The sequence below is a fragment of the Streptomyces sp. NPDC002698 genome, assembly GCF_042888945.1.
Lineage (GTDB): Bacteria > Actinomycetota > Actinomycetes > Streptomycetales > Streptomycetaceae > Streptomyces.
Window position 1 is genome coordinate 1 of record NZ_JBIAQM010000074.1, and the last position, 11308, is coordinate 11308.

Annotated in this window: 13 protein-coding genes; 2 read left to right on the plus strand and 11 right to left on the minus strand. The window is 70.5% G+C overall.

Going from position 1 to position 11308, the window contains the following annotated elements; translation table 11 throughout:
• From ACFYW9_RS40910 to traA, 10 genes are all read right to left on the minus strand, one after another.
• Positions 1 to 334 (minus strand): hypothetical protein (locus ACFYW9_RS40910; protein ID WP_389160191.1); only part of this gene is annotated, 334 nt, incomplete at its 3' end.
• A 124-nt stretch (positions 335 to 458) separates the two neighbouring features.
• Positions 459 to 1550 carry an AAA family ATPase gene (locus ACFYW9_RS40915; RefSeq protein ID WP_389160193.1) on the minus strand — a complete coding sequence of 364 codons (1092 nt, stop codon included), beginning with the start codon at positions 1548 to 1550 and terminating at the stop codon, positions 459 to 461.
• Between the two features lie 133 nt (positions 1551 to 1683).
• Entirely contained in the window at positions 1684 to 1965 is a 282-nt protein-coding gene (locus tag ACFYW9_RS40920; RefSeq protein ID WP_389160194.1) for a hypothetical protein, read from the minus strand.
• Between the two features lie 347 nt (positions 1966 to 2312).
• Positions 2313 to 3569: a hypothetical protein gene (locus ACFYW9_RS40925; RefSeq protein WP_389160196.1), complete on the minus strand. Its 1257-nt coding sequence runs from the start codon at positions 3567 to 3569 to the stop codon at positions 2313 to 2315.
• A 581-nt stretch (positions 3570 to 4150) separates the two neighbouring features.
• Positions 4151 to 4504 (minus strand): hypothetical protein, encoded by a 354-nt coding sequence (locus ACFYW9_RS40930; RefSeq protein ID WP_389160198.1) that lies wholly within the window; start codon positions 4502 to 4504, stop codon positions 4151 to 4153.
• Positions 4501 to 4686 carry a hypothetical protein gene (locus ACFYW9_RS40935; RefSeq protein ID WP_389160199.1) on the minus strand — a complete coding sequence of 62 codons (186 nt, stop codon included), beginning with the start codon at positions 4684 to 4686 and terminating at the stop codon, positions 4501 to 4503. The genes ACFYW9_RS40930 and ACFYW9_RS40935 overlap by 4 nt, the downstream gene beginning before the upstream one ends.
• Positions 4683 to 5414 carry a DUF2637 domain-containing protein gene (locus ACFYW9_RS40940; RefSeq protein WP_389160201.1) on the minus strand — a complete coding sequence of 244 codons (732 nt, stop codon included), beginning with the start codon at positions 5412 to 5414 and terminating at the stop codon, positions 4683 to 4685. Before ACFYW9_RS40940 ends, ACFYW9_RS40935 begins: the two co-directional genes overlap by 4 nt.
• On the minus strand, positions 5411 to 5896 hold the full coding sequence (locus tag ACFYW9_RS40945; protein WP_389160203.1) for a hypothetical protein: 486 nt from the start codon (positions 5894 to 5896) through the stop codon (positions 5411 to 5413). The genes ACFYW9_RS40940 and ACFYW9_RS40945 overlap by 4 nt, the downstream gene beginning before the upstream one ends.
• Positions 5897 to 6066: 170 nt before the next feature.
• Complete coding sequence (gene traB / locus ACFYW9_RS40950) at positions 6067 to 8055, minus strand: plasmid transfer protein TraB (protein WP_389160205.1); 1989 nt, start codon at positions 8053 to 8055, stop codon at positions 6067 to 6069.
• A gap of 11 nt (positions 8056 to 8066) precedes the next feature.
• On the minus strand, positions 8067 to 8588 hold the full coding sequence (traA, locus tag ACFYW9_RS40955; protein WP_389160207.1) for a plasmid transfer protein TraA: 522 nt from the start codon (positions 8586 to 8588) through the stop codon (positions 8067 to 8069).
• A gap of 175 nt (positions 8589 to 8763) precedes the next feature.
• Here traA and ACFYW9_RS40960 point away from each other — a divergent pair, with 175 nt between their 5' ends.
• Positions 8764 to 9501, plus strand: coding sequence for a GntR family transcriptional regulator (locus tag ACFYW9_RS40960; protein WP_389160209.1), 738 nt, complete (start codon positions 8764 to 8766; stop codon positions 9499 to 9501).
• Positions 9502 to 10704: 1203 nt separating this feature from the next.
• Positions 10705 to 10854, plus strand: coding sequence for a hypothetical protein (locus ACFYW9_RS40965; RefSeq protein WP_389160211.1), 150 nt, complete (start codon positions 10705 to 10707; stop codon positions 10852 to 10854).
• 139 nt (positions 10855 to 10993) lie between these two features.
• Here the strand turns inward: ACFYW9_RS40965 and ACFYW9_RS40970 are convergent, their stop codons facing one another.
• The gene (locus ACFYW9_RS40970; RefSeq protein ID WP_389160213.1) at positions 10994 to 11182 is read right to left on the minus strand and encodes a hypothetical protein; all 189 of its coding nucleotides are present in this window, start codon (positions 11180 to 11182) and stop codon (positions 10994 to 10996) included.
• Between the last annotated feature and the right edge of the window lie 126 nt (positions 11183 to 11308).

Below are 11308 nucleotides of genomic sequence, written 5' to 3' on the forward strand. Positions count from 1 at the left end.
CCAGCCCGGCCGCTTCCCGTGCCCGGTTGCGCTCCTCGGCGGCCCGCAGCTGCTCCGCCCGGATCTCCGCCCGCCGCTCCGGCGTCAACGGCCCCTTCGGCTTGGCCGGTCCGCGCGACGGAACCCACCCGGCCGCCTTCATGGCGTTCTCCGTCGCCAGCACCTGGCGCCCGGCCACCCGTATCCGCCGCTGCACGTCCACTAAGTCCTCGGCGTCCGGCGTCCTCCCGGAGAGCCGGGCCCACCGCTTCACCATGAACAGCTCCAGGTTCGCGCGGTCCAGCTCGGTGCGGGCGTCGTCGTACTCCGCTTCAAGTTCTTCTTTCGTGGTCATGACCAAGTCCTCTCTCCAGTCGAGTCGTTCCGTGTTCCCGTTCCCACCCTTAAGGGGGGGTGGGAACGGGAACGGGAACGGTGATTCCGGGAACGGGTGGGAACGGGTCGGGAACGGGAACGGGTCACGCCAACCGGTCGGCCGGCGAACTCCACAGCTTCGCCCGGCGCGGGCCGTCGGCGACGTCGACCAGGCCCTCGTCCTCAAGAGCGGCGAGCGCCCGAATCTTGTCCTCGGCACGGCCCCGGACCCGGTCCTTCACCTCCTGAGTGGAGAGCGGACGCCCGGCCTTTGCCAGCGCCTCCAGAACCTCCGCCCGCAGCTGCTGCACCTTGGCGGCCTCCGCCTGGTCCTCGTCCTTGGGAGCCGTCGGCGGGAACAGGCGCACCGTGGCGTGCCGTTCGTCGTGCGACTCCACCACCAGATCGGCGAACCAATCCATGGACCCGGACCGGCCCGGCAGGGCATGCCTACGAAGCTGCGCGGGCCGGTCCTTGGAGATCCGGACGCGAGTGCGCCCGGTTTCCCCGATCTTGATGCCCTGGACCTTCTCCAGGACGTACATGGCGCCGTTGAGACCGTTCAGCTTGTGCGCCGAACCGATCGCGTACCGGCCCCGGTTGTCGGCCGCCTTCACGACGTGGTCCAGGGCGACGACGGCAGCCCCGGCCTTGACCAACGGGGTGATGAGCCAGCGCGTGAACTTGGGGATGTCATCGAGCTTCAGCGGGTCCAGCCCGAACACGGACATGGCCTCCGTGACTCCGTCGATGACCGCGAGCGTCGGTTCCGCGAGCAGCAGCTGCTGCACGAGCGCCAGGAGGTCCAGCTCCGTCGGGCGCGTCTCCGGCCGGAGGTACAGGAAGCGGGCCGCGACGTCGTCCGGGTCCGCCCCGAGCGTCAGGAGGCGCTTCACGACTCCGGCCGCATCGTCCTCGAAGTCGACGTAGACCACGTGGTTCCCGCGCTCGATCTCCTGACGGCAGGCGAGCAGCGCGAACCACGTCTTCCCCGACTCCGACTCCGCAGCGACCCAATGCGTGCGGCGCGGATAGAACAGGCCCGGCCCGTCCTCCCGGTGCCCGACCGTGGGGAGAATCGGCTCCGCCGTGCCGTCGAGAACGGCGGTGAGATCCTGCGGAATCCAGGAGCTGCGGGGCGCCTGTAAAGGCTCGCTCTCGGTCTCCGCCCACTGCTCCCAGTCGTCGTCAGTCATGGTGGCCAGTTGCTTTGTAGCCTCCGCCACTTGCTCCTTGGAGAGGTGCACCATGGGGGATATCCTTTCTTCAGGTCGATCACGGCTGTGGTCGGGAAAGCCCCGGGTGATGACAGGTCCACCCGGGGCTTTCTCATGCCTGGCGGCGGTCGTAGACGCGGCTCCACTCCTGGACCATGTCGGAGTTGCTGACCGCAGCCGGATCCGGCTCCGTTCCCAGGTAGGCGGCCGGGTTGCTCAGCTCCACGGCCTGCGCGTTGCGCTCGTTGCTGAGGTCGATCTCCCGCATGGCGTACTGCCGGAGAGCGAGGCGCACCACCTGGGAGGCATTCATCCCCTTCACCTCCGCCAGCTTGTCGAGAAGGTTCGAGAGGTCGAGTTCCATGCGGAAATTGCGGGGCTTTTCGAGCGGCATTTCTTTTCCTTTCGCCGTTTGCATTCAGTCTGCACTACGGCGTACTACAGAGAAAGGCCGGGAAAAGGCTCGGAAATGGCCTACCGAAGCTTTGCTTTACCGTGATCTTTTTTGCCTCCCCGAGACATTCCAGGGAACGGCACAATGGAAATGGCCGCTAAGACAGGGCCTATTCTCGTCCCCGAAACGGCACACCCTCAGGTAACGCCAACCCACATTTCCGAGGCAGCCAGTACGTGAAGTCGTTGACGTACGGCCGCAGTCGATGACGTACGCGACGACCGAGGCCGGGGAGAGCGCCGGGCAATCGGCCGGCGGTCTCTACCCTCACACCTCCCGGGCCGGACTCAGGCCCGCTCGATCGCCCGGCGTGCAGCAGCTGCTTCCCGCCGCTCCGCCAGCTTCGCCAACGTGCCCTCCCACGCCTCCCGGATCTCCTCACCCGACAGGACCCGGACCGACCCGGCCTTGGCCCCGGCCGCGACGACGAGCGTCACCACCTGGTCCATGTCGTCCGCCTCCACGGCCTCCGTCGCCGCCAGGTCCAGCGCGCGGCCGGTGAGTTTGTGCCAGGCCCTCGTGTCGACGGCCGCGCCGGAGACCAGCTGCGACGCCGCGTCGAGCTGGAACAGGATGTCCAGGTCGGCGTCCTCGGAGTCGTCGCCGTCGATGTCGAGCAACACCCGCAGGTACCGGGTCCACTCGATCGCCCGGCGGCCCTTCGTCGCCGTCTCGTACTCCGCCCACCGCGACAGGCCCCAGTCCAGGGAGCCGTGCCCGGCCGCGTCGTCCTCCGGCACACCGCCCAACAGGTCCCCGATCCGGCCCAGCAGCTCGAAGGGCGTCATGTTGCCCGCCCGGCCGGTCTTCATGTCGGCGCGTGCCAGCTCCGCCCCGGGGTCCTTCCCCTCCTGGAGCTTGGCCAGGTACTTCGCCACGGCGTCCGCCGACTTCTCCACCGCCTCGAACACGACGCCGTGTTCGTCGGAGGGCGTGAACGCCGGGTCGACCTTGGCAAGGTGACGCGTCCACACCGCGCGGAAGTGGTCTTCCAGCTCCCCCAGGGAGGCGCCGGACGGCTCGAACACCTCCACGATCCGCTTGTCGGCGCGCTCCCCCTCGGTCCGGCCGCCGACGAACAGCAGCGCGTGGATGTGCGGGTGCCAGCCGTTCCCGTCCCCCAGCGTGATCTCAGTCGCCCGGATCATCCCGATGAACCCAGCGCGGCCCCTGATGCCGATCTGAGCGCCTTCCGAGGCCTTCCGCTTGTCTCCGGCCCAGACCGCCCCCGTGATGAGCCTCTGGTAGGCCCCAGGCTGCCTCTTGAGCCCCTTGGCGGCGTCCGCCCGCGTCCCCTGGATCGCGTCCATCAGATCGGCCAGCTTGTGCGCTGCGGCGTGTCGCGCGGTGAACGTCGCGAACAGCACCGTCCCGCCCTGCTCGATCCACGCCACGGCCGCCTTGGAGACCTCCTCCGCCCGCCCGTTGCGGATCTTCGCGGAGCACACCGGGCACAGCCAGATACGGCCGCACTTCAGCAGACCGAGCGCGAGCGCGTTGCCCTCCGCCGTCCGCGCCAGGATCACCCCGGAGTCCGGGTCCATGACCGTCCGGCCGCAACCGGCACAAGCCCGGTCGGAGGTGATCTGCCACAGCGTGCGCCGGTCGGCGTACCTGCGCGCCCTCCGCTCCTTGGCCTTCCGGTCGCGGTCCGCTTCGCGGAGCGCTTCCGTGTCGTTTCCGGTCGCCCGAGGCCCGGGAACCCGCAGGTCAGAGGGGGGGCGAAACTCTGTTGTTGTTGTACCAAGGCGACCGGAAACTCCCGGACGCTTGCCTGCCGCCTTGTTGCGCTCAACGGCCGCCAGGTAGCGCTTGACGCGCTGTCGGCAGGGGTCGGAGCAGTAGACCTTGGGGCGGCCATTCTTGGGCTGGTGGAGCGGCTGATCACACCCGGGGCAGTGCCCGGCGCGGTTCTTGGGTACAGTCGACAACGAACGTCCTCGTGAGTCTGGTAGCGAGCGAGGGTTCGGAAAGGCTCGGAGTTCCCGCTCCGGGCCTTTCGTCTTGCTTGGGGCCATCCTGCACCACTGTGATGCGGGGTCAGGTACTAGGGCCTCTGTGTCTGGTGGGGTTTGACGGACCGAAGAACGCCCCGCCAGATCAACTCCGGCGGGGCGTCGTCCGGTCACGCCGTGACGATCTGCCACTCCCAGCTCTCCCCGGCCTCGGAGGCCCGCCCGGCGGCGTCCGCCAGGAGGCGAGCAGCCACCGCGGCTTTTCCCTTCAGGTGCGAGCAGCCCGCGAGCGCGGCCAGTTGGCCGGCGAATCCTGCGGCCTCCTCCGGCGGGAACGTCCGGGGCTCGGTGCCCGGGTCGTTCAGCAGCTCCAGGAGCGGCTTGCAGTCCGGCCACGAGAGCAGCCCATACGGGCGCTGCGCCGCGATGCCTGCCAGTGCTTTGACCGTGATCCGGTCCTCCCCGAAGAAGTCGGCCCCGTGGGAGATCAGGACGTGCGTCTCCGTGTCGTGAATGGCGGTCATCGCTGCTCTCCGATCACGACGACGTACGCGTCCTGGGTGGGCGAGTAGTGGACGTGCACGGCCTGGCCGGTCTCCTGACGGGCCTCAGCTGCGGCACGGGACGCCTTGAGGTCACCGCGCGGGTCACCGGCCGGGAAGCGCTCCAGGACCCGGACGACGCGCGAGCAGTTGCGGCAGCTCATGACTGCGCCCCCTCGGTGACCAGTTCGCGGCGGAGGGACGTTGCCGTGCGGCGGGACAGACCGAGCCCGCGAAGCTGGTCGATGGTCACCCGGCCGCCCTGTCCGGCGGTCAGCTCCTCGGCCGCCTTCCGGATGGTCGCGGTCACCTCGGTCACCGGCTCCTCGGTCACCTTCTCCGTGACCACCAGGCGGTCACTCGCGGCGGCCAGCACCGGCACGGGCGCGGTCATGTGGTCATCCGGGGCGGTCACCTCCTGGACGGGGGCGGTCACTTCGGTGGTCACCTCCTGCGCAGCCTCCTGGACGGCATACGAGGGGCGGTCATCCGCCGTGGTCACCGCCGGGGCGTCCTCCTCCGGCCTGGTCACCTCCACGGCCAGGTGAGCGGCCAGCGCCATGGAGATGACCGGCACGGCGCTGACTGCGATGACCATCTTTGAGCCCACGGTCAGGTGACCGGTCTCAACGAGGTGACCGAGCGCGTTGAGGATCACGGAGGTGACCACCGACCCGGCGGTCATCCACTGGCCGAGTTTCCGGACGCCGGGCGTGAACCAGGCGACCAACGCGACCAACGCGAGCACGTCCACGGCGACCGGAAGTGACCACGACAGGCGGCCCTTCCAGCCGACCGCCTGACCGAGGGAGGCCAGCGTGTCGGCGGACGCGGTGAACGCGGTCACGGCCACGATGACCGCTCCGGTGATGACCACGTGGCGGCGCTTCACAGTTCACCGCCGACCTGCGAGCGGGCACCCAGGCCCTTGGCGGTCGACGTGATCTCCGTGCTCTGGATCACGGTGCCCTGGTAGACGTTCGTGGTCGCGGAGCGCCGGGCCCGGGAGATGACCGAGCCAACTGCCGTGGCCACCATGGCGACTCCGGCGAACGGCGCGACGATCGCGAGGACTCCGAGCAGCGTCACGGACGACAGCCCCTGGAGCACGAGCCAGGCGCCGCAGCCGACGCCGGTCACGCCCGCGCCGACACCGACGGAGGCGACGGCCACACCGAGCGCCCACGCGGGGACGATCCGGGAGTCGGGCTGCGGAACGGGCGGGGTCGAGCCGATCGCGGGGACCGGTGTCGTGTCGCGGAACGACGTCGCGGGGAAACGGCCGGCGGGCTGCTCGTACGCCGCGCGGATCAGCCGGGCGGCCTCGGTCGCTGCCTCTTCGGCGGTCAAGGGATACTGCGGGTCAGTGGTCACGGTTGCCTCCGTGGTCATCAGGCGGGCCGTCCTCGTTGCTGCGGGGCGGCCCGTCGTCGTCTGGTGTGCGGGTCGTGCTGTGCGGGGGTGTGCGGGCCGGTGTGCGGCCCTCTTCACACGCCGTGTCACGTGGGGAAACGCGGTGTGCGTCTGTGCGGTGTGCGGGTCCGTCAGACCCCGGCCAGGACGGGGAGCAGCCGGTACACGCCCTCTTCGCCGGTCGCGGCCAGGCGGCCCGCCTCCGCCAGCTGCTTGAGCTGCTTGGAGACCCAGGACCGGTCGCGGCCCAGCTGCTCCAGGTACGGCCCGAGCTGCTTCACGGCGACCGTGCCGGGCCCGACCGAGGCGAGCATCGCCACCAGTTCGTCCAGCAGCTCCCGGGCCGCCTCCGGGGACGGCTTGTCGTTCGGCAGCTGCACGTCGTGCTCCACGGCCGGGAGTTCAGCCGTGGCGTCCAGGTCGGCGTCCTCCGGGTCGAGGAGCGCGGGCTCCAGGGCCTGGCCCTCCGCCACGGCGGCCGGGGAGGCTGCGCGGTCCTGGCGGCCGGTGAAGAGGCTCCCGGCGGCCTTGGCGGCGGCGGCCTCCGTCACGGCGTCCAGTCCGGCCCGAACTCCGGTGAAGCGCTGGACGATCCACGCGGCGGCCTTCTCGTACTCGCCGGACGGGCCGGTCCAGAACGTGCGGGCCGGAGTCGCGTACAGGTCCTCATCCACGCCCGCGCTGACGGCGTACACGTAGCCCTTGCGCTTGTTGCCCCACGCGCTGGGATTCGCCCCCGCGTCCAGCACCTCTTCCGGGAGAGCGAACGACGCGTCGTCGCCCCGGACGCCGAAGCAGAGGGCGGCCGGGAGGGACGCGCGGGTGTCGGTCGAGAGCTGGTAGCCGGAGGCGCGCTGCATCGAGACCACCAGGGAGACTCCGGCGGACCGAGCCTCCTGAGCGATGCCGGTGAACGCGTCGTCGCCCAGCTCCCGGAGCAGCTTCGCGGCCTCCTCGAACCAGGCCACGAGGTACGGCATTCCGTCGCAGCCGCAGGCGCCGGACGCGGCGCAGGAGTGCGCGGCGCTGGACTGGACGCGGGCCGCTGCGGGCTCCCAGGACCGGTACGCGTGGTCACGGAGCCAGCCGGTGCGCGCCGGGATGACGGCCTGGACGGCGGTCACCATGGCGGCGGCGGAGGGCGTGTCGAGTGCCGCCCAGTCGAGTGCCGGGATGAGCGGCTGGAAGTCCTGGCCAGCCTTGGCGGCGTCCGCCAGCCACATGACGACGTCCCGGCGGGTCAGCAGCTCGAAGAGGAAGTCGACGGCGCCCTCGGTCTTGCCGGAGCCGGTCATCCCCATGATCAGGATGTGGATCGCGTCCAGGAGCGGGATCACGAGGTCGGAGCCGTCGTCGTACACACCGAGGCGCAGCGGCACGGCGACCGACTCGCCCGGGGCGTACGGGCCCGGCCACAGCGTCGGGGTCTTCAGCTGGTCCTCCGGCACGATCACGAACGTCCCCTTCCGCGCGGACTCCGGGTCGGCCTGGTGGCGGATCGCGGTGAGCGGCACATCGAGGGCGGAGGCGATCCGCGGAATGGCCTTGGTCGCGTCGTCGTGCGTCAGCTCCCCGGCCGGGAGTTCGTACGGCACCGTGATCCGGTTCGGCTCCACCTTCACGTCGCGGAGCTTCGTCCGGGCCAGCCCGACCTTCTCCAGGAGCCCCTTGTCGGAGTCGCTGCCGGTGGTCTCCGGGTCGGAGCTGCGCATGGCCTGGCGGATGTTCCAGGACAGGGAGAGCACCGCGCCACCCATCAGGTACAGGTCGGAGAGAGGCGCGGCCGTCGGCCCGGAGAGCGCGGCGGCGGTGACCCAGCCAGAGGCGGCGGCCACGGTGATCGCGGAGTGGAGACGGCGCTGGGGGCCGGTCGAGCGCCCCGCCCACCAGGTGGCGGCCGTGAGGCCCACGGAGGCCAGCGTGAGGCCAACTCCGGCCCACGGGGAGTCGTTCCACTGGTGGTGCGCCCCGACTCCGGCCAGGCCGACGGCGCCGGTCACCAACCAGGGCGGGGTGTAGGGCTTGGCCCGGTGCGTGAGCCAGGCCGCGATGCCGGAGGCGGACGACCCGGAGTTCAGCCGGTCTTCCTGGCGCTGCGCTGCTACGTCCTTGCTGGTCATGGATCCGCCTCTCAGAACTTGAAGGGGTTGGTGGACGCCTGGCGCTGCGGCCGGGGCCGCATCAGGTCGGCGTACTCGCGGGTGAAGGCGCCGTATGCGGCGACGGCGCCCTTGGCGGAGGCCACGGAGCCGTCGGCGGCCTTCTTGAGCTTCCGGCTGACCTTGGCGGCCCTCAGGCGGCCCTGGATCGGGTTGTCCCCGGGGAGCTGCTGCGCCTGGCCCAGCCTGGCTTCCAGGATCTTCGCGGCCATGGCCAGCTCGATGGAGACCTGGAGCATCAGGGCCCGGACGTGGTTGCAGTAGTTGCGGACGTCCTCGGCGGAGTTGAACTCCGGCTCCCCGAGCACGAAATGGCTTCCGCCGGCCGTTTGCCCGGCCGCTGCGGACTGGCCCCGGCCGCCGCCGGATCCGCCGCTCTTGGTGACGTTGACGTTCACCCCGAACGAGGGGGCGAAGCCGGTGAACTGGGTGGTCTTGCTGGTGCCGTTCTTCGCCTGGGAGCCGTTCGCGCCCTGGCCCGGGACGTTCGCCACGGTGGACCTCTCTTGCCGAAGGTACGTATCTGCCGATCGGCAGGTACTTGACGTACCTGCCTGACTCCGAAGGTACATCGATCACTCGTCGCAGGCAAGCAAGGATGTACCTTCGGAGGGTTCGTGATGTACCTTCGGATGAGTACCGACGCAGTCCTACAAACAGGGAGATCTCATGCCGTACAGGGCGCCGGAGGGGAAGGGGTACGCGGACGTCGCGGCCCACTTCCGCACTCTGATCAAGAGCGGGGAGCTGGCCCCGGGCGACGCGCTGCCGTCGGTCTCGGAGATCCGCGAGCAGTTCGGGGTCGCGTCCAAGACCGTGAGCCGCGCCCTGTCCGTGCTCAAGAGCGAGGGCCTGGTGACCTCCCGGGGCGCGCTCGGGACCGTCGTGGCGGAGACCCCCACCGTGATCACTGGAGTTGACCGGCTGAGCCGCATGGAGCGGAACGGCCTGCGGTACGCCCCCGGGGAGACCTCCTCCGGGCATCAGGTGCTCCGCCGGTCGGTCTACGACTCCGCCGTGTGCGAGGCCCTGAAGATCGAGCCGGGCGACGAAGCGGTGATCCGCATCCGGGTCTTCCGGAAGAACGACAAGCCGGAGTCCATCGGGATCTCGATCTACCCGCCCCACACCGTGGCGGCCGTGCCCGAACTCGCCGACGACGTCCGCATGGTGAAGCAGTTCAAGGAGCTGTACACCGAGCGGACCGGCCGGGAGGTGACCACGGGCCAGCGCATCGCCTACGCCCGGCAGGCCACGACGGACGAACTGACCGCCTTGGAGATCGACGCGGCGCCACACTCAGCCGTGGCGGTCCTCGTGACCACCGTGACCTTTCACGACGATGACCAGGCGCTCGGCTACTGGGAGGACATCTACGCCCCCGGGACTCACCTGCCGATCAGCTGAAAGCCGTCCAGGACGTGAGCAGCCCCCGCCGGGAGATCAGGCGGGGGCTTTGTGCTGCTCTGGACGGCAACTCGCCGGGGTTTACATGGCCAGCCGTCCGCCGACTGCTGCTCTCGCCGTTGCGCGCGTCCACCAGGGCCAGCGGGAAGGGGGAGTGGGCTCCGTGGCGCTGAGCGGCCGTCAGGCGGCCCGGAACGGTGGCCGGGCGCCGTTCCCCCGCCGTCACGGATGCGGCTGCGTGAGGCGACCCCGGGGCCCGTCCGGGGCCGATGGGGAGCAGCTGCTGCCGCGTCGTGGCCGGGCCCGTCGTGGGCGCTCCGCTCACCGGGGCGACGTCGTGGTCGAGCGTCCGGCTGACCGCTACGAGTTGGCCGGCGGATCCTCCCGGACGACGCCGGGCGGCGGCGGGAACAGTCGACGGCGCTGCCGAAGAGACGGGCCCGGGGGCAGACCGCCCGACACAGGAGCCGGAGGGGGCGGAGGCGTCACACCCCCGGTTTCCTGGGGTTTCTCGGCAAAGTCACGTGACTTTGCAGACCCCCTCCCCGGAACGTCACGTGACTTTGCAGCGGGCCTCCGAGGAACGTCACGTGACTTTGCCGGGCCCAATGAGGCCTCCTCGGCGCGTCCCTTGAGGTAGGCGTTCAGGAGCTTCGCCGGGCGCTGCTCCGCCTCCTCCTGGCGGACCGCCTCCCGGGCCTCCTCCAGCAGTCGGTCCAGCTTCCGGCGCTCGTGTGCCCGGACGACGCACGAACGCGAGCAGTACGCCCGCGGCTTCGTCCCCCGGCTCGGAGGGACCGGGCCTTTCCCGCACCAGGCGCAGAGCTGTTCGCCGTCGCCGTTCCTCGGTGTCTCGATGTCCATGACGCACGACCGTAGCGGCCAACGCCGCCCAGCCCGGCGGCCAATTCCTTCCTGTCACGAAAGGTACGGGTTCGTCCTGACAGCGGACCCAGACCGCTTGTAGGTGGACACCTTGCGGAGCTAACCCGCGACAAGCCCAACCTGCGGCCAGTCCGCTATCAGACGGAATTCATCTCTCCCCAACCTTTTACGTGGTCCATAACTGGCGGTTGCGGAGCTAACCCGCAACAGGCCCAACCTGCGGCCAGCGGACGTGCGTGCGCCGCCCGGAGCACTCCGCACCGTGAACCCCAGGCCCGCCGACTGGCGGCCGTACCCGACCGACAGGAGACCCACCCCGTGCCTACCGACCGCACCCAGCAGTTCGTCCTCGCGCTCGTCGTCACCGCGCTGCTCTGCGTCATCGCCGACAGCCACCCGGGAGCCCTCCCGGTCCTGACTCTGGCCGTCGGCGCGTTCGTCGCCATCGCGGTCGTCCTGAAGCTGTGACGGGACACGCGGGCAGCCCGCGACCTCCGCCCGGCCCGGGTTCGCCGGCCGACCGCCGCCGCCCGTACGTGAACTGGGAAACGTACGGGCTCCGGCGAAGACGTACGCGGCTTGGCGGCCGGGGAGGATCCGCGGTGGCCTACAGGCGCCGGGCCCGGATCGGGTTGATGCCGATCGAGCGGAGCGCCCGGACCGCATCCGCGACCCGTTCCCGTGCCTGGCGCTTCCAGCGGTCGTCGTCCGTCTCGTCCGCGAGCGCCAGCTGGTGCACGGCGTGCCGGTAGTCGGTCTGGAACCGCTCCCGGTTCTCGATGCTCGGGAGACGCATCAGGCGGCCTTCCTCGGGCGGCCCAGGCGTGCCAGCCCGGCCGCTTCCCGTGCCCGGTTGCGCTCCTCGGCGGCCCGCAGCTGCTCCGCCCGGATCTCCGCCCGCCGCTCCGGCGTCAACGGCCCC

Coding starts and splice junctions, on each gene's coding strand:
- ACFYW9_RS40915 (WP_389160193.1), bottom strand. CDS start 1,550: ATGACTGACGACGACTGGGAGCAGTGGGCGGAGACCGAGAGCGAGCCT.
- ACFYW9_RS40920 (WP_389160194.1), bottom strand. CDS start 1,965: ATGCCGCTCGAAAAGCCCCGCAATTTCCGCATGGAACTCGACCTCTCG.
- ACFYW9_RS40925 (WP_389160196.1), bottom strand. CDS start 3,569: ATGGACCCGGACTCCGGGGTGATCCTGGCGCGGACGGCGGAGGGCAAC.
- ACFYW9_RS40930 (WP_389160198.1), bottom strand. CDS start 4,504: ATGACCGCCATTCACGACACGGAGACGCACGTCCTGATCTCCCACGGG.
- ACFYW9_RS40935 (WP_389160199.1), bottom strand. CDS start 4,686: ATGAGCTGCCGCAACTGCTCGCGCGTCGTCCGGGTCCTGGAGCGCTTC.
- traB (WP_389160205.1), bottom strand. CDS start 8,055: ATGACCAGCAAGGACGTAGCAGCGCAGCGCCAGGAAGACCGGCTGAAC.
- ACFYW9_RS40960 (WP_389160209.1), top strand. CDS start 8,764: ATGCCGTACAGGGCGCCGGAGGGGAAGGGGTACGCGGACGTCGCGGCC.
- ACFYW9_RS40970 (WP_389160213.1), bottom strand. CDS start 11,182: ATGCGTCTCCCGAGCATCGAGAACCGGGAGCGGTTCCAGACCGACTAC.